Origin of the sequence: Comamonas odontotermitis (assembly GCF_020080045.1) — a bacterium.
In the GTDB taxonomy this organism is placed as follows: domain Bacteria; phylum Pseudomonadota; class Gammaproteobacteria; order Burkholderiales; family Burkholderiaceae_C; genus Comamonas; species Comamonas odontotermitis.
On sequence record NZ_CP083451.1, the window covers coordinates 421,170 to 440,794 of the forward strand.

The following is a 19,625-nucleotide window of genomic DNA, read 5'->3' on the forward strand; positions in this document are numbered from 1 at the left end:
GGGCGCTTTTTGATCCGGTTTCAGCATGTCCAGCAACTCCTTCGATAGCGGCGTACCGACGTTCCGCCCACAAGGCCCCAGCCCCAATGTGCGCCTGGCCTTGTGCGTGGCGCTGGCCGTTTTCCTGATGGTGGCGGACGTGCGCTTCAAGCTGACCGAGCCGCTGCGCAAGGCGGTGGCCACGGTGCTCTACCCGCTGCAGTGGGTGATGCTGCAACCGGTGCAACTGGTGCACCAGGGCGCCACCTACTTTGAAGACCTGCACACCGCACAGACAACGGCTGCCGACGCCGAGAAGAAATCGGTGCAGATGGCCCAGCGCGCCACCCTGGTGGAGACGCTGGACCATGAAAACCAGCGCCTGCGCCAACTGCTGAACCTGTTGCCGCGCCTGAGCACCAAGGGTACGGCTGCGCAGGTGGTGTATGAAACCGCCGATGCCTATACCCGCCGTGTGGTGATCGACAAGGGCGAGCTGGCCAACATCCAGCGCGGCTCGCCGGTGATGGACGAGATGGGTGTGCTGGGCCAGGTGACGCGGGTGTTTCCGATGTCGGCGGAAGTGACCCTGCTGACCGACCGCGACCAGGCGATCCCCGTGCTCAATCCGCGCACCGGCGCGCGCGCCGTGGCCTATGGCGATCCGACCACGGCCTACGGCGGCGGCATCGAGCTGCGCTTCATGCCGAGCAATGCCGATATCCAGGAAGGCGACCTGCTCACCACCAGTGGCGTGGACGGCGTATACCCGCCGGGCCTGCCGATTGCGCGCATCATCAAGATCGAGCGCCGTGCCGATTCGCCGTTCTCTCGCGTGTACTGCGAGCCGCTGGCGCAGATGTACGGCACGCAGTTCGTGATGGTGATCGACCCGCTGCCCGAAGACGCACTGCCGCCGCGCCCCACGCCAGATGTGAAGAAGCAGGAAGGCCCGTCCTCCACCCCCCGAAAGGGCAAGCGCGGATGAAGCGCCATCACCACCACCAGCCAGGAGCGCCACGATGATCATGCCGCGTGGGCAGCCGCTGCTGCTTCCTGTCAACCCCTGGTTCATTGCGCTTTCCATTCTGCTGGCGCTGATGATCAACCTGCTGCCGCTGGGCCGCGGCATATGGATGCCCGATGTGCTGCTGCTGGTACTGGTGTTTTGGGGCGTGCACGAGCCGCGCAAGGTGGGCATGGCCTGGGCGTTTGTATTGGGTCTGTGCATGGACGTGCACCAGTCGTCGCTGCTGGGCCAGCATGCGCTGATCTATTCGGCCGTGATGTATGGCGTGGCCATGCTGCGCCGGCGTATTACCTGGCTGAGCGTGCTGGCGCAGGCGGTGCAGGTGCTGCCCCTTTTCATGGCGGCCGATGTGGTGCAGATGCTGATGCGCATGCTGCTGCGTGGCGGTTTTCCGGGGTGGGGCTTCATCACGCCGGGCCTGTGGTGTGTGCTGTTGTGGCCGGTGGTGAGCTGGCTGCTGCTGCTGCCCCAGCGCCAGCCGCCCAGCGATGACGAAAACCGACCGCTCTAGTGCCGTATAGCGCAGCCCTTGCCCGATGACCGAAATCCACAATTCCGAACGCGACCTCAGCCAGTTCAAGCTGCGGGTGGTGGTGATCGGCCTGGTGGTGCTGCTGTGCTTTTCGCTCCTCGTCACGCGCCTGTATGTGCTGCAGGTGGAGCGCCACGATGACCTGCTGGCCCAGGCCGAGAGCAACCGCACGGCGGTGGTGCCCATCGTGCCCAACCGGGGGCAGATCTACGACCGCAATGGCGTGCTGCTGGCCACCAACTACTCGGCCTACACGCTGGAGATCACGCCCTACAAGGTGGCAGACATCGACGAAACCATCGATGCGCTGTCCGAGATCATCGACATCACGCCGCGCGACCGGCGCCGCTTCAAGCGCCTGCGCGAGGACTCGCGCAACTTCGATTCGCTGCCGATCCGCTCACGCCTGACAGACCAGGAGGTGGCCAAGTTCACCGCCCAGCGCTACCGCTTCCCGGGCGTGGATGTGAAGGCGCGCCTGTTCCGCAACTACCCGATGGGCGAGGTGGGTGCGCACATCATTGGCTACATCGGCCGCATCAACCAGCGCGAGAAGGAGCGCATCGACGATTCGGAAGATGCTGCCAACTACCGCGGCACCGAATACATCGGCAAGACCGGCGTCGAAGCCAGCTACGAGAAGGAATTGCACGGCCAGACCGGCGTGGAGCGCATGGAGACATCGGCTGGCGGCCACGCCGTGCGCAAGCTCGGCAGCGCGCCGGCCACGCCTGGCGAGAGCGTGGTGCTGTCCATCGATATCAAGCTGCAGAAGATGGTGGAAGACCTGTATGGCGAGCGCCGAGGCGTGGCGATTGCCATCGACCCGCGCTCGGGCGAACTGCTGACCATGGTGAGCAAGCCCACCTACGACCCGAATCTGTTCGTGGAAGGCATCGACCAGGAAAGCTGGAAGGCGCTGAACGAGTCCATTGACCGCCCGCTGCTCAACCGCGCACTGCGCGGCACCTACCCCACCGGCTCCACCTACAAGCCCTTCATGGGGCTGGCCGGGCTGGAAACAGGCAGGCGCACGCCTTCCACCATTATCCAGGACGGCGGCAGCTGGACTTTTGGCGGCCATACCTTCCGCTCGGGCCATGCCCTGGGGCCGGTAGATCTGAACCGCGCCATCCAGCACTCCAGCAATGTGTACTTCTACACCCTGGCCAATGAAATGGGCGTGGATGCGATCCACGACTTCATGAAGCCGCTGGGATTTGGCCAGATCACCGGCATCGACCTGCCCGGCGAGGTGCGCGGCGTGCTGCCCAGCACGACCTGGAAGCGCGAAACCTACAAGCGCCCCGAGCAGAAGAAGTGGTTTGCCGGAGAAACCATTTCACTGGGCATCGGCCAGGGTTACAACAACTTCACCATCCTGCAACTGACGCACGCGCTGGCCACCCTGGTCGACAACGGCAACAGCCGCGTGCCGCATGTGGGCCGAGCCCTGATCGACCCGGTGACCAATACCCGCCATCCGATTGAGCAACCCGAGTCGGTCAACCTGGGCTACAAGCAGAGCAATGTGGATGCCGTCAAGCGGGGCATGGTGTCGGTGGTTACGGGCGGTACGGGCCGGGGATCATTTGGCAGCGCGCGCTACAGCGCTGGCGGCAAGACCGGTACGGCGCAGGCCATCACCATCGGCCAGAAAGAGAAATACAACGCAGCCAAGCTGGCCGAGCGCCAGCGCGACCATGCACTGTATGTGGCATTTGCCCCGGCGGACAACCCCAAGATTGCCGTGGGCGTGATCGTCGAGAACGCAGGTTTTGGTGCGGGCAGTGCAGCGCCCATTGCCCGCCGGATCATCGATTACTGGCTGCTGGGCGATTACCCCAGTGATGCCGACATGGCCGCCATGCAGCGCGGGCAGGCCACGGCACCGATTGGCACGCCGCGTCGCGTGGAAGAAGTGAGCATTCAGCCACAGGCCGAAACACTACGCTGAAGCAGCGTACTGTTAGCTATCAAAACAATAGCAAATGGCGCACGCTGCTTGAGCGCCACCAGCCTTTTGGGCCAGATGGTTTTGCGCCCGCCCGTCAGCTGCGGTTGACGGCCTTGAGCAACGCGTCCTGCGCCGCATTGACGGCCTGGCCCTTGCTGTTCAGGTCATTGAGCAGGGCTTGCAGCTCTGCCTGCAGCTTGGGGTCGCTCACTTCCAGCATGGCGCCGGAGACCTTGATCTGGTCGCGGTGGGCGTCGAGATAAGCTACCACCTTGCCGACGCTGCCGAACATGGCATCGATGGCGGGGAACGTGTCTTTGAACGCATTGGCGGGTACAGTCACGGTCTTGGCGTAGGCCTTGTCGAACACGGCCTTGAGGTCTTCGGGCTGCTTCATGGCTGCGTGCGCAGCATCGGCCTTGGCCAGATTTTCGTCCAAGGCCTTGCGCAATTGCTGCACGCCTTCCTGCATGGTTTTGATGTCTTCGCGGCGCTTCATGATGTCGCCCACGGAGTGAAAGCTGCCTTTGCTCAGCAGCGCACGCGCAGGTTTGCTGACCGAGTCGTTGAGCGCTTCGTGGAAGGTCTGAATCACGGCGTACTGGCTGGCGTAATCGTCACCCAGCTGCTCTCTGTCTTCCTTGCCCAGGAGCGGAATCGTGGCGCCGGGGCGATCCAGAATGCGGGTCTGCAGGAAGCTGATGAAAGCGGCGCGCTGCTTGGGCTCCTGCGAGCATCCCGCCAGCAGGGCGGCTGCCAGCCAGACCAACGCCAGCAGGCGGAGCAGAGAGTTTCGGTGAGAGAGGGGTGGACGCATGGCCGCTCCGGTAGCTGCAATGCAGCCATCGTAACGGCACAGGCTGACAACAGGCCAACAATGCCGCTGCTGGTGCTACGCGCTCAGCGCACAAAGGCGTCGTAGCCGGTCTTCAGGATGAGGGCGCTGACAACCACAATGAACATGCCGCGCACGAAGCCAGAGCCTTTTTTCAGCGCCATCCAGGTGCCCAGCATGCTGCCCACCACATTGGCAACGGCCAGCGGAATCGCAAAGTGCCACCAGACATGGCCCTTGGCGGTGAAGAGGATCAGCGCCGCGATATTGGTGGCCAGATTCAGGATCTTGGCACTGGCCGAGGCGTTCAGAAAGTCGTAGCCCAGCCAGCGTACGAACAGAAAGACGAAGAAACTGCCTGCGCCGGGGCCGAAGAACCCGTCATAAAAGCCGATGCAGACGCCGATTGCGCAGGCCACCCAGGCCTCGGCGCGGCCACTGTAGCGCGGCTCATGCGTCTGCCCCAACTGCTTTTTGTACAAGGTGTAGGCCAGCACGGCGACCAGAATCAGTGGCAGGGCCTTGCGCAGCATGCTCGGGTCGACCACGGTGACCGTCCACGCCCCGAGCAGCGACGCCGCAAAGCCGGCAAGTGCTGCGGGCGCGATGGCGGCCCAGCGCATGTCCACGCGCCGGCTGAACTGGCGCGCTGCAATCAAGGTGCCCCAGACGCTGGCACTCTTGTTGGTGCCCAGCAGGGTTGCCGGCGGTGCGGCCGGAAATGCGCCAAAGAGCGCAGGCACCAAAATGAGGCCACCGCCCCCCACCACTGCATCCACAAACCCCGCGAACATCGACGCCAGGGTGACAAAAATCCATTCCATGGCCGGGATTGTCGCACTGCAACAGGGCAGCGCGCACCGGATCACAGCGGGTAAATGCGCTGCTGCATACAGAACAGTGTTGCGGGGTGGAGACGCCGGGGGAAAAACAAAAAAGCGCCCGTAGGCGCTTTGGAAGGGGCATCTCTTTTTGTGATGCTTTATAAGATATTCGAGTTATCGAGATGTCTCCTCGGTCCTCTCGCAGAGCACTGTTTGAGTGCCTCGAGTGCCTCTACTATAGGGGATCGCACCGCCATGGTGCATCAGGATTTACCCCCACTGGCGCCGCACGGATGTAAAGTCGGCCGCCGCCTTGTTTGGGGCGGCGGCCTGTCCTGCAGTGGTGCATGCGCAGGGGTGGGGGCACTCTCAGGCGGTTTGGTCACGGCCGGTGGCTGGCCAGAATCCATTCCGCAGCGCGTTCGGCAATCATGAGCGTGGGGGAGTTGGTGTTGCCGCTGGTGATGGTGGGCATGGCGCCGGCGTCCACCACCCGCAGCCCGCGCACGCCGCGCACCCGCAGTTCGCTGTCGAGTACGGCCATGGGGTCGCTGTCTGCCCCCATCTTGGTGGTACCCACCGGGTGGAAGATGGTGGTGGCAATGTCGCCTGCAAGGCGGGCAAGCTCTTCATCGCTTTGGTATTGCGCGCCAGGCTTCCACTCCACGGGCCGGTATTTGGCCAGTGCAGGCTGGGCCGCGATGGTGCGGGTGATGCGCAGGCTGTCGGCCGCCACCTTGCGGTCTTCTTCGGTTGAGAGGTAAAGCGGCGCAATGGCGGGCGCAGACCTGAAATCGGCGTTCTTGATCTGCACCGTGCCCCGGCTGGTGGGGTTGAGATTGCACACGCTGGCGGTGAAGGCAGGAAAGGTGTGCAGCGGGTCGCCAAAGGCATCGAGCGACAGCGGCTGCACGTGGTACTGGATATTGGGATAGGTGTGGTCTGCGCTGCTGCGGGTAAAGGCGCCCAGTTGCGAAGGGGCCATGCTCATCGGGCCGCTGCGCTTGGCCAGGTACTCCAGCCCGATCTTGGCCTTGCCCCACAGGCTGCCTGCCATCATGTTGAGTGTGGGCGCGCCATCGATCTTGAACACGGCGCGGATCTGCAGATGGTCCTGCAGGTTGGCGCCCACACCCGGCAGATCGCGCTGCACGCCGATGCCATGTTGCTGGAGCAGCTCGCCCGGGCCGATGCCCGAGAGCTGCAGAATCTGCGGCGAGTTGACGGCGCCGGCGCTCAGGATGACTTCCTTGCTGGCGCGTGCGGTCACCATTTCGGCTCCGGTCCAGACTTCGGCGCCGGTGCAGGCCAGTTGCCCGTCTGCCTGGCGCTCCAGCAGCAGGCGGCTGACGTGGGCGTTGTTCCAGATCTCGACATTGGGGCGGCCGTAGCAGGTAGGACGCAAAAAGGCCTTGGCCGTGTTCCAGCGCCAGCCGGCTTTCTGGTTGACTTCGAAGTAGCCGACGCCTTCGTTGGTGCCGCGGTTGAAGTCATCGGTGGCAGGGATGCCCGCCTGCTGCGCAGCCTGGGCAAAGGCGTCCAGAATGTCCCAGCGCAGGCGCTGCTTCTCGACGCGCCACTCGCCGCTGCTGCCAGTGCGGCGATTGCCGTGCAGTTGCGCAAAACTGGGGCTGGCATCGCCTTCGTGGTCCAGTCGCCAATGGTCTTCATGGCGCTTGAAGTAGCCCAGGGTTTCATTCCAGCGCCACCGGGCGTCGCCCGTCAGCTCGGCCCAATGGTCGTAATCGCGCGATTGGCCGCGCATGTAGATCATGCCGTTGATGCTGGAGCAGCCGCCCAGGGTCTTGCCGCGCGGGTACAGCAGGCTGCGGCCGTTGAGGCCGGGCTCGGGCTCGGTCTTGTAGAGCCAGTCGGTGCGCGGGTTGCCAATGCAGTACAGATAGCCCACGGGAATATGAATCCAATGGTAATCGTCGCGCCTGCCCGCTTCGATCAACAGCACGCGGTTGCGCGGATTGGCCGAGAGGCGGTTGCACAGCAGCGCGCCTGCCGTACCTGCGCCGATCACGATATAGTCGAAGGAAGTGTTGTCTCCGGGTGTCGTCATGCTTTTGGGGGTTTGGTGACTCGGGCCGCGAATGCTGCCCATATCTGGTAAAAACAGCCTGCAGTGTGCAAACAGTGTGCCGCGTTGCCAACAGGGAATCAACCGATGGAGACGGCGCCACTGTGTTCAACGCCACTGTGCCGGGCAGATGTGCACTGCATGCGCCTGGGCGACACTCAGGCTATAGTGCGTAATCCATATTCGTATTGCGCGCGCAACAAGAACCAGCTCGCTTTTCCATTCATGGCGGATTCCTCTCCTCACATTACCGATGCCAACGACGGCGGTCAGCGCTGGGCACAGTTGCGCGGGCGCTGGGGTGCGGCAGAGCTGGGGGACCGGAGCATCTGGAAGTCCGTGCGCGAGCAATTGCGCAAGCACCCGCCCGGCGAGGGCCAGGCCTGGGATTTGACCGCAGCAGACTGGCTGGACCATGTGGGAGCCCAACTGCTGTGGGATCACTGGCGCCAGCAGAGGCCGCAGCAATTGCGCATGACGGACATGCAGCGCCAGATGATGGAGCGCGTGGCCTCGCTCACGATTGCCTGCCCGCCCGAAAAGCAGGTCAACTGGTGGGGCTGGCTGATTCAGCTGGGCCTGGTGCTGCTGGGCTTTCTGGCCCATGCGCGGGCCATGGTCGAGATGGTGGGCCAGTTGCTGATCGATGTGCTGCGCCTGCTGCGCAACCCGGCGCGCGGGCCGTGGCGCGATTTTTCCGGCAATCTGTACTCGGTAGGAACCACGGCCTTGCCGATCACGGCGCTGGTGGGGTTTCTGATCGGCGTGGTGCTGGCCTACCTGATGTCGTTGCAACTGCGTCAGTTCGGCGCCGATGCCTTCATCGTCAATATTCTGGGTATCTCGCTGGTGCGCGAGCTGGGGCCGCTCCTGGGGGCCATTCTGGTGGCGGGCCGCTCGGGCTCGGCCATTACGGCGCAGATCGGCGTGATGCGGGTGAACGAAGAGCTGGACGCCATGCAGGTGATGGGTATTTCGCACGGCTTTCGCCTGGTGATGCCGCGTGCATTGGCACTGGCTGCGGCCATGCCGCTGGTGGCGATCTGGACCACTATGTGCGCCCTGGTCGGCGGCATGCTGGCAGCCGATGCGGCCATGGGCGTGTCGCCCGCCTATTTCGTGCAGGCCATGCCCGGTGCCGTGGATATTGCCAATCTGTTTCTGGCGCTGGCCAAATCGGTCACGTTCGGCGTGGCCATTGCCCTGATTGCGTGCCATTTCGGGCTGCAGGTGGAGCCCAATACGCAGAGCCTTGGTAGAGGCACCACTTCTTCGGTCGTGATCTCGATCACGGCGGTCATCGTGCTGGATGCGATCTTTGCGATTGCATTCCGCAACGTGGGGTTCTAGCCATGGCAATGACAGCCCCAACAGCAACAAACGCTCAAGCCGCTGACCAGCCTGTGGTGCAGATCCGCAAGCTGTGGACGGTGTTCGGCCGCGGGGACCATGCATTCGCCATCCACCAGGATCTGGACCTGGATGTGCGTCGCGGTGAAATCCTGACCCTGGTGGGAGGCTCGGGAACGGGCAAGTCCGTGCTGTTGCGGCAGATCCTCGGCCTGCTGCATCCGGCCAAGGGCGAGGTGCTGATCGAGGGCAAGCCCGTGGACGAGCTCAGCCGCCACGGCGCAGCCTCGCGCATCGGTATGCTGTTTCAGCAAGGCGCGTTGTTCTCGGCCTTCAATGTGCTGGAGAACATCGCCTTTCCATTGAACGAGCAGGGCACGATGCCCAAGTCCGTGGTGCGCGATGCGGCCATGGTCAAGCTGCAGATGGTGGGCCTCAAGCCCGAACATGCCACCCGCATGCCTTCTGATCTGTCGGGCGGCATGATCAAGCGCGTGGCACTGGCACGCTCGCTCATCATGGACCCGCCATTGCTGTTGCTCGACGAGCCCACGGCGGGGCTGGACCCGAACAGCTCCGACGAGTTCTGCGATCTGCTCAAGGACCTGCACGAGGCGCTGGGCCTGACGGTGGTGATGGTCACGCACGATCTGGACACGCTGTTTGCCCTGTCCACCCGTGTGGCGGTGCTGGCCGAGAAAAAAGTGATCGTGACGGGAGCGCCGCAAGAGGTGGTGCATTTCCCGCATCCGTTTATCGAACATTTCTTCCTGGGTGAGCGGGGGCGGCGCGCGTTGGCGCCGGTCAGCGCAGCAGCCCCCGGAGGAGCGCTCGCTGGAGCAAAGGAGTAGCTATGGAAAACAAATCGCATGCATTGGCGGCGGGCTTGTTTGTGGTGGTGCTCACAGCCCTGGTCATCGGCATCAGCCTGTGGCTGGGCCGGGACAACACCACCTATACCAAGTACGAGCTGGCAACGGCCGAGAGCGTGAGCGGCCTGCAGCTGCAGGCGCCGGTGCGCTACAAGGGGGTGCCGGTTGGCAAGGTGCGCTCGATTGAATTCGATCCCGAGAAGAACGGCAATGTGCTGATCGTGATTGCCGTCAACGCCGAAGCTCCGGTCACGCAGACCACCTATGCCATGCTCGGTTTCCAGGGCGTCACGGGCCTCGCGCACATCCAGCTCGATGATGACAACATGAACACCACGCCGCTGCCCGCCGGGCCAGATGGCCTGCCGCGCCTGCCGATGCGTCCATCGCCCTTTGGCCAGATTGCCGAGCAGGGCCCGATCATCATGCAGCAGGTGGAAGACGCTACCCGCAAGGTGAACGACCTGCTCAGCATCGACAACCAGCGGGCGCTGATGGCGTCGGTGCAAAGCATGGGCCAGGCCGCGCAGAGCCTGGATGCATTGAGCAAGCGCCTGCAGGTGACAGTGGATACCAAGCTCGACCCGGCGCTGGCCTCGCTGCCAGCCGTTGCGCAGGATGCGCGCAAGACGCTGGCCGGCATCGACAAGACCTCGCGCGATGTGAGCAAAGCTGTGTCGGGTCTGTCGTCGAAAGACGGCGTGGTGGGCCAGATGGCGACGGCGGTCGACCAGGTCACCAATGCGGCAGACAACTTCAACCGTGGCACCCTGCCCAATCTGGGCCGTACCATGAGCGATGTGGGCTCGGCTGCGCGCCGCATGGGCGATACCGCCGATGCGTTCAAGAACAATCCGCAATCATTGATCTATGGCACGTCCAACGCCTTGCCAGGCCCGGGCGAACAGGGCTTTGTCGCGCCCGCTGCCGCAGGTGCATCGCGATAGAAAGGCTGAGTCCACCATGTCCACACTGAATCCGCATGCATTGATGGGCCACGCACGGCGCGCGCTGATGGCAGTTGGCGTACTGGCGCTGCTCGCAGGCTGCTCGGCGTTGCCCCAGAAACCGGCCCCCGTAGCGCGCTATGATTTTGGACTGCAGGCTCCGCAGACGGCGGGCGCTGCGGTGTCAAAGGCCTCTGTCCAGGCGCCGCTGGTACTGGCCAAGGTTCGGGCTTCGGGCATGCCGGAGGCAAGCGCCTCCATTCTGTACCGCCTTGCCTATGCCAATGACCGTGAACTGAGGCCCTACACCCAGGCCCGCTGGACGGCGCCTGCCGAGCAATTGATCCAGCAACGGGTGCGAGATACCCTGGCACAGCAGCGCGCCGTGCTGCTCGACGATGACGGCGCAACCCAGGCCCTGCAACTGCCAGCGCTCCCAGCCATGCTGCGGCTGGAGGTCGAGGAGTTCAGCCAGGTGTTTGACTCCAGCACCAGCAGCCGGGGTGTGCTGCGTATGCGTGCCACCTTGACCGAAGTCACGCCACGCGGCGAAAAATGGCTGGGCCAGCAGGTGTTCAGCCTGAGCCAGCCAGCAGCTTCCGCCGACGCTGCTGGCGGTACAGCAGCGCTCGCCACGGCCGTCACCGAGGCGGCCCAGCAGCTGGACGCATGGCTGCGCCAACAGGGTCGCTGAGTGCCTTGCATGCCCATCCCTGTGCACGACGCCGCGCGTAACCTGTTGCTGGCAGTTGCCTTGGGTGCTGCATGTAGTATGGGGCTGGTGCATGCTGCCGAGCAGCGTATGTCACGTGAAGCCTATGCTGCGGCCAAGGACGCGATCAACGAACGTCACAGCAAGGCATTGGCCCATTGCAAGACGGTGGATGGTGGCGCGCAGAGCCGCTGTCGCATGCAGGCCGATGGTCGGCGCAAGATCGATCTGGCCACATTGGAGTTGCGCTGGCACCCCAGCGCCAACAACAGTTTCAAGGCCAGCATGGCGGAGGTCGATCTGGCCTATGCCCTGGCCATGGACCAGTGCAAGAAACAGCACACCGGCAGCGACAAGGAATCCAAGGCAGCGCTCAAATCCTGCAGTGACAAGGCCAAGGGCAAGCGCGTGGCGGGCGAGCAGGCAGCACACCAGCAGGCAGCATTGCAGGCTTCGGTAGGCGCGCCGCCCAAGAGCGAGGCAGAACGCCAGCGCGAGGCCGATCTGGACACCGCCATCCGCAAGTGCGACAGCCTGTTGGGCGATGCCAATTTGCAATGCATGAACGCGCTGTCACCCCAGGCACGCCAGCGCGCTGCCGACCGCAGCAGCGGAGCCGCGCGCCAGGATTGACGCAGGGCCTGCTCTTTGAACATGAACAGGCCCCGAAAACACGACTCAAAACCTGCGCTCGCGCAGCAGCAGGGAGCAGCGCAGCCGTAGCCACTGCAGGCGCCGTGCATTGGCGGGCAGGGGCAGGCCTTCGCCGCGTTCGAGCCAGCTGTGGCGCAGTTCGCGCAATTGCTGGCGTGTCAGCTGCTGCATGGCCTGGCGCCACTGCTGGCGCTGGCGGGTGATGGCGTCAGGTTTCACGGGTGTCTCGTGTTCGTGGTGGGCGGTGGCGCGGTTCATGCAGGCTCCTTGGGCAGAGGCCATGGCTGAGCGGGGGCCATGGGGGCGGGCGGGACAGGTGCAGTGCCGTCGCCCTTGCCAAAGGCATACCAGTCAACCTTGCGGGTTGCGACCATCACGATGGCGAGCACGGCAAACAGGGCCAGCGAGCCGACGACCAGCGCGGTCTGCTCCAGCTGCAGCAGCACGAACAGCAGGCCGTACATCACGGCAATCAGCGCTGCAAACGGCAGGCCGCGCCGTACGCTGCCCAGTATGTGGCTGGCGTAGTAGCCCAGCAGCAGCACACAGGCCGCAGCACCAATGGCGTAGGCTTTCTCAAAGCCCAGGTGTTCCGACAGGCTGATCAGCAGCAGAAAGAAGCTGCACAGCGCCGAGCCCACCAGCAGGTACTGCACCGGGTGCACGCGCAGCTTTTTCAGCACCTCGAACATGCCCACGGCCACAAAGGTCAGCACAACGAAGAGCAGGCCATATTTGGTGGCGCGGTCGCTCAAGGTGTAAGGGTTCACGGGGTCGATGAAATGCGTGCCGAACTGTTCCAGGCACTGGCTGCTTTCCTGCTCGAATCCGGCGTCCGGGTCGGCGGGCGAGCACAGGGGTTTGCCGGAGAGAAAGCCCTGGCGGGCGGATGAGGCAAGGGCCGAGATGTTCCAGGTGGCGTCAAAACTCGCATCCGTGATGTCGCGGCGCGACGGCAGGAAGTTGCCGCCAAACGAGGGGTGCGGCCAGTTGGCCTGCATGCTGACCTGGTTGGTGCCGCCCAGTGGCACAAAGCCCACGCGCTCGGTGCCCACCAGCTCCAGCGCCAGTTTCACCTCCATGGGGGCGTTGGCGTCTGCCGCTGCGGCAAGGGGCTTCGATTGCAGGCCGCGTGTGTATGTAGGATGGCCGGTGCCGGGTTCCAGCGCGACTTCCTGGTTGTTGATGCGCAGGCTGGCGGTGCGGATGCCGCGCGGGTCGCTCACCGGCAGCATCAGGCGCGGTGCGTCGCAGTGGCGCACATTGCTGGCCTCGGGCTTGCCCTGCAGCTGGTTGCCAGGGGCAAAACGGGCGGTGAGCTGGTCGGCCAGCACAAAGGTGTTGACCTGGTAGAGCCCGCGTGTGCGTGGCTGCATCTGCGCGCTGGCGCTGTGCTGGAGGCTGTCGGGCAGCGCGTAGCGCTGAAAGCTCACGAGCCGGGTTTCTGCGCGGCCTTCGCTGTCCTTGGCGATGGATTCGCGCGTGCATTGCTGCACCAGCACCGGCCCAAAGACGGTCTGCGATCCGGCCGTGCTGTTGACCACGCTCTGCACGGCGCGGTCTCGGTTGTAGATGCGGTCGCGCACCACGTCGCTGATCAGCATCAGCCCCACCATCAGCACGGCCACGGTGATGGCCAGGGTGATGGCCTTTTGTACCAGTCTGTTCTTCATGCACACCTCGTTGTTGGATTCAGGTGTGTGCAGTGTTCAAGCGGCCGGTGTGGCTGGCATGAAGTGTGTGAAGGCAGTGTGAAGTGTGTACATCTGCGGGCAGGGGCAGAGCCTGCCAAGCGCTCAATGCGACACTGGAAAATCCAGGCTTGCGCGCAGACCTGGGTGCGTATTGGCAAAGTGCAGCTGGCCGCCGTGCAGCTGCATGATGCGAAGCACGATCGACAGGCCCAGCCCCGTGCCGCTGCGCTCGCCATTGGGCCTGGGCGTGGTGAAGAAGCGCTCGCCCAGCTTGTGCATCAGCCCCTCGGGCACACCGGGGCCGCTGTCCTGCACCGTGATGCGGTGCGGCGCCAGTTGCACCACCACCTGGCTGCCGCCGGGCGAAAAATCCAGCGCATTGGCGACCAGGTTGCTGATAGCCAGCTGCACCAGCTGTGCATCCCAGGCGCCTGCACTGTCGTTGCCCTGCAGCGCCAGATGAATGCCCTTCTGCGCAGCCGTCGCCTGCAACTGGCCCAGCGCAAGCTCGGCGCAGTCGCGCAAGCTGGTGGTCGGGCGCAGGGCGGCCAGCGGCGGGCGCTGCTCCAGCTGGGTCAGCTGCATCAGCTGGTCCACCAGGTTCTGCAGGCGCTGGCTCTGGTCCATCACCTGCTGGGCAAACAGCTGGCGGTCGGCGGCAGGCAACTCGTCCTGCAGCAACTCGCCAGCTCCGCGAATGGCGGCGACCGGGCTTTTGAGCTCATGGGTAAGCGCACGCACATAGCCTTCGATGTAGTCCCGCCCTTCCAGGCGCCTTCGCATCGAGTCCATGGCGAGGGCCAGGTCGCCCAGTTCGCCCGGTACCTCGGGCACCGGCGGCGCAGCAGGCGCGGGCTGGCTGCCATCGCCTTCGTGCAGGGTAGGGCCCTGCACGTGCTGTGCATAGCTGCGCAGCTTGCGCACCTGCGCCACCAGCCACCAGGTGATGGCAAAACCCACGCCAGCCGAGAGCAGCAGGAAGAGCACACCGCCGCGCAGCATTTTCTGCTCGCTGCTGTCGATGATGTTCTGCACGGCACGCGCCGCCTTTGATACGGTCAGCACGCCCACCACCTGCTCGCCTGCCACGATGGGGGCGGAGACATACATCACGCTGGTGGCCTCGTCTTCGGCCACATCGCGCGTGGTGCGGGCGCCGTACTCGCCGCGCAAGGTGCGCGATATGTTGCGCCAACGCGAATAGTCGGCTCCCACGTCCTGGCCTGCCGAGTCGAACAGCACGCGGCCCTGTGCATCGGTGACGGTCACGCGCAGGTCCAGCGCTGCCTTGCGCGCGTCCCAGATCCAGATCTGCACCGGCTGCTCTGCCACTGCCTGCACATGCCGGGCGAAGCGGCTGGTGGAGGGCGATGCGGCGAGGTTTCCGTTGGCCATGTCATCGCTGGCAAACGCTGCCAGCAGGTAGGCGGTTTCCACCAGCGTGTCTTCGGTCACCTTGCGCACGCTGGGTTTGATCTCGACCATGAACACGCGCAGCACGAAGAAGGCCGCCAGGCCATTGATCAGGAAGAAGGCGAACAGCAGCCGCAACCCCAGGCGCATGGCTCAGCCCTTTGCGGCTGCACCGGGCAGGCGCAGGCTGTAGCCCATGCCGCGGTGGGTGGTGATGAAATCGCTGTCTGGCGCCGCAGCGCGCAGCTTGGCGCGCAGGGTCTTGATGTGGGTATCTACGGTGCGGTCAGAGCTGTCGCTGTCGATACCCCATACGGCATTGAGCAGATGGTCGCGGCTCAGAATGCGGCCTGAGGCGGCGAGCAAGGTGCAGAGCAATTGGTACTCGCGCCGCGTCAAATCCAGTAAGGTGCCTTGCAGGCGGATGCGCTGGCCTGCTTCATCCACTATGAAAAAAGGAGCGGCAAGCGCTTGATCAGTGGATGACAGGGCCGGATTTTGTTTGGAAAACTCCTGCGAACGGCGCAGCAGCGCGCGGGTTCGGGCCACCAGTTCACGCGGGCTGAAGGGCTTGGTCAGGTAGTCGTCGGCGCCCAGCTCCAGGCCCAGCACACGGTCCATTTCTTCGCCCCGGGCGCTCAGCACCAGCATGGGTGCGGTCGATCCGCCGGCCCGTAGCTGGCGGCACCAGTCCAGACCATTGCCGTCGGGCAGGCCCACATCCAGCAGCAGTGCATTGAATCGCTGGCTGGCCCATTGCTGGCGCGCGTCGGCAATCAGGAGGCTGTGCGTGCAGCGGATGCCATCGCGCTCCAGTGCATAGCACACGGTGCGGGCAATGGCCGGGTCGTCTTCCAGCAGCAGCACGTGGGGCGCGGGGTGCATGGCCTAGCGCCCACCCGACACGTCGATGATTGCGCCGGTCGAGTAGCTGCTTTTGTCCGACATCAGCCAGCAGATGGCTTCTGCCACCTCATCGGCTGTGCCGCCCCGGCCCATGGGCACGCCGGGCGCCAGGCGCGCAATGCGGTCGGGCTGGCCGCCGCTGGCGTGGATATCGGTTTCGATCAGACCGGGCCGCACCGCGTTGACGCGGATGCCCTGGCTGGCTACTTCGTGTGACAGGCCCAGGGTCATGGTGTCGATAGCCGATTTGGCGGCGGCGTAGTCCACGTACTGGTTGGCGGCGCCCAGGCAGGCGGCTCTGCTGGAGACGTTGACAATGCTGCCGCCCGCGCCACCTTCTGCCGAGCTCATGCGGCGTACGGCTTCGCGTGCACAGATGAAGCTGCCGATCACGTTGATGTCGAACATGCGGCGCCAGCGAGCCAGGTCCATGTCCTGCAGGCGCTGGGCGCGGTCCACCACACCCGCGTTGTTCACCAGGGCGCTGATGCGTCCCAGTTCGGCATCGACGCGTGCAAACATGGCCAGCACCTGCGCTTCGTCGGCCACATCGGCCTGCACGGCAATGGCACGGCGGCCCAGGGCCTGCACGGCCTGTACCACTTCGCGGGCGGCGCCTTCGTTGGCACTGTAATTCACGGCGACATCCCAGCCCTGGCGGGCAGCGAGCAGGGCGGTGGCGGCACCGATGCCACGGCTGGCTCCGGTGATGAGGGCGATGGAAGTCATGGCAGGCAAGGATGGCTCTGTGCCGGGTGTGGTTGGAGGCCTTATCTTATTAGGGTTTGCTCAAAACAGCACAGCCCGGCGGGGCCGGTTCAAGGCGCGGGCAGCAGGGCCAGCTGGTCCAGCGCCTGTGCATCGGCTTCCCCCACGGGCAGGTAGACCACCATGCGCATGCCGCTGCGCGGTGCGGACCACCAGTAGGTCTGGCGCAGGTGGATGAGGCCGAGTACGGGGTGATCGAAGGTCTTTTCCTGATTCTCGGGGCTGCGCACCTGGTAGCGCTCCCAGGCATTGCGGAAGGCGGGCGAGTGGGTGAGAAAGTAGTCCAGCCGCTCGGCAATGGCGCGGTCGCCGCTTTGCTGGGTGGATGCGGCCCGGAACATGGCGACCATGCGCTCGATGGTTTGCGGCTCATGGCGCACCACGCGCTGCCAGCGCGCATCGAACAGGCTCATGTGCAGGCAGTTGCGTTGCAGCGCGGGCAGGCTCTGCAGCGAGACGCCCATCAGGCGCTCGTAGGCGGCGTTGGCTGCCAGCAGGTCAAAGGCGGCGCTCTGCATCTGGGCCGGGTAGGGCAGCAGCTTATCGAGCAGTTGCATGTGCAGGCAGCCCGGCTCGTCGGCTGCGGAGGGCGGGGGCTGGTCGAGTTTGATGCCTGCCAGCACCAGCAGGTGGCGCACCTCGTCGTCGTTGCACTGCAGCGCCCGGGCGATGGACTCGATGGCCTGCCGCGAAGGCTGGACCTCGCGGCCCTGTTCCAGCTTGGTGTACCAGGTTACGCCGATGCCAGCGAGCTGTGCCACTTCCTCACGCCGAAGGCCGGGTGTGCGCACACGGCCATAACGGGCCAGCCCCATTCCCGTGGCAGACAGGCTTTCGCGGCGCGCACGCAGAAAGCGGCCCAATTCCTGCGGCTGGGCAGAGGTCGCAACAGCAGGCGGGGCATGGGGCAGGGGCGGTGCAGGCAAGGTCATGGGGCAGTACCTTAGCGGGATTGGTGCACCGCAGTATAGGCCTTTCAAGCCTAGGCTAAGTAGAATCTTGTACCAGTCTAAAAAACACAACACACTGGCGTCCTGTTCATTTCAGGCGCAGACCTCCATGCGAAGAATTACTGCTGACAACGCCTCGTTTGGCGTTTTCCTGGCCTTTTTGCTGATCCCGCTCTCGGGCATCGGCACCGACATCTACCTTCCCTCCATGCCAGCCATGGCCCAGAGCCTGGGCGGCACGGCAGCGCAGATCCAGCTCACGCTGACCTTGTTCATCGCCGGCTATGGGCTGGGGCAGCTGGTGGTGGGCGTGCTGCTCGACCGCTTTGGCCGCTGGCGGCCCATGCTGGTGGCGCTGGCATTGTTTGCGCTGTCGAGCGCGGCCATTGCCGCCAGCGACGATATCTGGCTTATCTGCGCGCTGCGCCTGCTGCAGGGCGTGCTGGGCGCCGTGGCCGTGGTGAGCAAGCGCACCTTCTTTGTGGATGTGTTCCGTGGGGCTGCGCTGCAGCGGTATCTCACCTGGATGACCGTGGTGTGGTCGCTCGGCCCCATCTGCGCGCCCTTCATTGGCGGCTTTGTGCAGACGCACTGGGGTTGGCGCGCCAACTTTGTCGTACTGGCGGCGTTTTCGGTGCTGGCGCTGGTGCTGGAATGCCTGGGCGGCGGCGAGACGCTGGCCAAGCCGCAACCAATCCGTCCGCGCGAAGTGGCCGCGCGGGCTTGGGAGATCGTGCGGCATCGCGCATTTGCGCGCGGCGTGCTGTGCGTGAGCGCAGCCTACGCCATGGTGATGGGCTGGAGCATGGCTTCGCCCTTCATCGTCGAGACGGTGTACCACCGTCCCCCCACCACCACCGGTGCGCTGGCGCTGCTGATGGGGCTGGCCTGGATGGCTGGCGGCCTGATAGCGCGCGCCGCCATGGCCCATTCGCTGGCAGTCAAGCACCAGGCGGCGGTGGTGGCCATGGCCTGCTTCATTGCACTCCTGGCGCTGACGGGATGGCTGCCGGCCTCGTGGCCTTCGCTGGAGGTGATGGCTGCCGTCGCTTTTTGCATCCACGTGGCGGCAGGGCTGGTGTTCAATATCCATTTCGCCAATGTGCTGTCCATGTTCCCGCAGAGCGCTGCGCTCTCGGGCGGGCTGGCAGGGGGGCTTGCCTTCTTGCTGACCTCGCTCTTCTCGTTGCTGGGCATCCACCTGGTGAATCCGCATTCGGCGCTGGGCATGGCGGTGGTGTATGGTGGGCTGGCCGTGGTTCTTGCGGCGGCCTGGTTTTCCATGGTGACGCGCCGGGCACCGGTCGTGCCGTGCACGGCGCCATAATCGGAAAGAACCCCGCCCCGAATCTGGAATCTGTTTAGCAAGGAGTGATCGCTATGGGTAATTTTGTAGATCTGAAGTCTGCCGACGGCCAGGTGTTTCCGGCCTACATTGCCGAGCCAGCGGGCAAGCCGCGTGGCGCCATCGTGGTGGTGCAGGAAATCTTCGGCGTCAACTCGCACATCCGCTCGGTGGCAGACCGCGTGGCGCAAAGCGGTTACCTGGCGATTGCTCCGGCTACCTTTGCGCGCGTCAAGTCGGGCGTGGAGCTGGGCTATACCGATGCCGACATGCAAGCGGGTTCTGCGCTGAAGGCGGCAGCCGAGCAGTTGCCGCCTCCTGGTGTGCTGCTGGATCTGCAGACTGCCATCGATGAAGGCGCCCGCCGCACCGGTGGCAAGGTGGGCATCACCGGTTTCTGCTGGGGTGGCCTGCTGGCATGGCGCGCGGCCTGCGAGCTGAACGGCCTGGCCGCTGCCGTGCCGTACTACGGCGGCGGCATGACGACGGCTGCTGAAATAGCACGCAAGCCCAAGTGCCCGGTGATGGCCCACTTTGGCGACAAGGACCACTGGATCTCGCTGGAATCGGTCGAGACCTTCAAGACCGCGCACTCCGAGGTGGAGGTGTATGTATATGCTGCCGACCATGGCTTCAACTGTGACCAGCGCGGCTCCTACGACGCGGCAGCGTCGGCGGCGGCCCGGGCCCGTACGCAGGCGTTCTTTGCCAAGCATGTAGGCTGACCCGCCCGCTGTTTCAACGCACAAAGCCTTGCAGGTGCCATGCCTG

At 64.7% G+C, this 19,625-nt stretch carries 19 protein-coding genes; 10 read left to right on the plus strand and 9 right to left on the minus strand.

The features are described from left to right. The first annotated feature begins 25 nt into the window (after positions 1-25). From mreC to mrdA, 3 genes are read left to right on the plus strand one after another with little or no spacing between them, the layout of a single operon-like run. Positions 26-967 (plus strand): rod shape-determining protein MreC, encoded by a 942-nt coding sequence (gene mreC, locus LAD35_RS01855; RefSeq protein ID WP_224151067.1) that lies wholly within the window; start codon positions 26-28, stop codon positions 965-967. Positions 968-1,001: 34 nt separating this feature from the next. Continuing rightward, entirely contained in the window at positions 1,002-1,520 is a 519-nt protein-coding gene (gene mreD / locus LAD35_RS01860) for a rod shape-determining protein MreD (protein WP_224151068.1), read from the plus strand. Positions 1,521-1,545: 25 nt separating this feature from the next. After that, positions 1,546-3,498: a penicillin-binding protein 2 gene (gene mrdA, locus LAD35_RS01865; RefSeq protein WP_224151069.1), complete on the plus strand. Its 1,953-nt coding sequence runs from the start codon at positions 1,546-1,548 to the stop codon at positions 3,496-3,498. A gap of 94 nt (positions 3,499-3,592) precedes the next feature. Here mrdA and LAD35_RS01870 read toward each other — a convergent pair whose 3' ends face one another. The 3 genes from LAD35_RS01870 to LAD35_RS01880 all read right to left on the minus strand — a co-directional run bounded on the left by LAD35_RS01870 (position 3,593) and on the right by LAD35_RS01880 (position 7,225). Continuing rightward, entirely contained in the window at positions 3,593-4,315 is a 723-nt protein-coding gene (locus tag LAD35_RS01870) for a DUF3053 family protein (RefSeq protein ID WP_224151070.1), read from the minus strand. 83 nt (positions 4,316-4,398) lie between these two features. Beyond that, positions 4,399-5,157, minus strand: coding sequence for a TSUP family transporter (locus LAD35_RS01875; protein ID WP_224151071.1), 759 nt, complete (start codon positions 5,155-5,157; stop codon positions 4,399-4,401). Positions 5,158-5,539: 382 nt separating this feature from the next. Then, a complete protein-coding gene (locus LAD35_RS01880; protein WP_224151072.1) occupies positions 5,540-7,225 on the minus strand; it encodes a GMC family oxidoreductase in 1,686 nt (561 codons plus the stop codon). 243 nt (positions 7,226-7,468) lie between these two features. On the opposite strand from LAD35_RS01880, the gene LAD35_RS01885 reads away from it, so the two are divergent. Genes LAD35_RS01885 through LAD35_RS01905 form a run of 5 tightly spaced genes read left to right on the plus strand, consistent with a single transcriptional unit; the run spans position 7,469 to position 11,757 of the window. Beyond that, positions 7,469-8,593 (plus strand): MlaE family ABC transporter permease, encoded by a 1,125-nt coding sequence (locus LAD35_RS01885; RefSeq protein ID WP_224151073.1) that lies wholly within the window; start codon positions 7,469-7,471, stop codon positions 8,591-8,593. Between the two features lie 2 nt (positions 8,594-8,595). Beyond that, positions 8,596-9,444 carry an ABC transporter ATP-binding protein gene (locus tag LAD35_RS01890; protein ID WP_224151074.1) on the plus strand — a complete coding sequence of 283 codons (849 nt, stop codon included), beginning with the start codon at positions 8,596-8,598 and terminating at the stop codon, positions 9,442-9,444. Positions 9,445-9,446: 2 nt separating this feature from the next. Beyond that, positions 9,447-10,412: an MlaD family protein gene (locus tag LAD35_RS01895; RefSeq protein WP_224151075.1), complete on the plus strand. Its 966-nt coding sequence runs from the start codon at positions 9,447-9,449 to the stop codon at positions 10,410-10,412. Between the two features lie 16 nt (positions 10,413-10,428). Then, positions 10,429-11,106 (plus strand): ABC-type transport auxiliary lipoprotein family protein, encoded by a 678-nt coding sequence (locus LAD35_RS01900; RefSeq protein WP_224151076.1) that lies wholly within the window; start codon positions 10,429-10,431, stop codon positions 11,104-11,106. 9 nt (positions 11,107-11,115) lie between these two features. Continuing rightward, a complete protein-coding gene (locus LAD35_RS01905) occupies positions 11,116-11,757 on the plus strand; it encodes a hypothetical protein (RefSeq protein WP_224151077.1) in 642 nt (213 codons plus the stop codon). Between the two features lie 45 nt (positions 11,758-11,802). On the opposite strand, the gene LAD35_RS01910 is transcribed toward LAD35_RS01905, so the two are convergent. The 6 genes from LAD35_RS01910 to LAD35_RS01935 all read right to left on the minus strand — a co-directional run bounded on the left by LAD35_RS01910 (position 11,803) and on the right by LAD35_RS01935 (position 17,491). Further along, positions 11,803-12,036 (minus strand): hypothetical protein, encoded by a 234-nt coding sequence (locus tag LAD35_RS01910; RefSeq protein WP_224151078.1) that lies wholly within the window; start codon positions 12,034-12,036, stop codon positions 11,803-11,805. Further along, the gene (creD, locus tag LAD35_RS01915; protein ID WP_224151079.1) at positions 12,033-13,451 is read right to left on the minus strand and encodes a cell envelope integrity protein CreD; all 1,419 of its coding nucleotides are present in this window, start codon (positions 13,449-13,451) and stop codon (positions 12,033-12,035) included. The genes LAD35_RS01910 and creD overlap by 4 nt, the downstream gene beginning before the upstream one ends. 123 nt (positions 13,452-13,574) lie before the next feature. Beyond that, positions 13,575-15,035: a two-component system sensor histidine kinase CreC gene (gene creC / locus LAD35_RS01920; RefSeq protein WP_224151080.1), complete on the minus strand. Its 1,461-nt coding sequence runs from the start codon at positions 15,033-15,035 to the stop codon at positions 13,575-13,577. A 3-nt stretch (positions 15,036-15,038) separates the two neighbouring features. After that, positions 15,039-15,770, minus strand: a complete 732-nt coding sequence (gene creB / locus LAD35_RS01925) for a two-component system response regulator CreB (protein ID WP_224151081.1) — start codon at positions 15,768-15,770, stop codon at positions 15,039-15,041. 3 nt (positions 15,771-15,773) lie between these two features. Continuing rightward, positions 15,774-16,520: an SDR family oxidoreductase gene (locus tag LAD35_RS01930; protein ID WP_224151082.1), complete on the minus strand. Its 747-nt coding sequence runs from the start codon at positions 16,518-16,520 to the stop codon at positions 15,774-15,776. Positions 16,521-16,609: 89 nt separating this feature from the next. Beyond that, positions 16,610-17,491, minus strand: coding sequence for a helix-turn-helix transcriptional regulator (locus LAD35_RS01935; protein WP_224151083.1), 882 nt, complete (start codon positions 17,489-17,491; stop codon positions 16,610-16,612). Between the two features lie 127 nt (positions 17,492-17,618). On the opposite strand from LAD35_RS01935, the gene LAD35_RS01940 reads away from it, so the two are divergent. Both LAD35_RS01940 and LAD35_RS01945 read left to right on the plus strand, forming a co-directional pair. Further along, the gene (locus LAD35_RS01940) at positions 17,619-18,836 is read left to right on the plus strand and encodes an MFS transporter (RefSeq protein ID WP_224151084.1); all 1,218 of its coding nucleotides are present in this window, start codon (positions 17,619-17,621) and stop codon (positions 18,834-18,836) included. Between the two features lie 53 nt (positions 18,837-18,889). Next, positions 18,890-19,579 (plus strand): dienelactone hydrolase family protein, encoded by a 690-nt coding sequence (locus tag LAD35_RS01945; RefSeq protein ID WP_224151085.1) that lies wholly within the window; start codon positions 18,890-18,892, stop codon positions 19,577-19,579. The last annotated feature ends 46 nt before the right edge of the window (positions 19,580-19,625 follow it).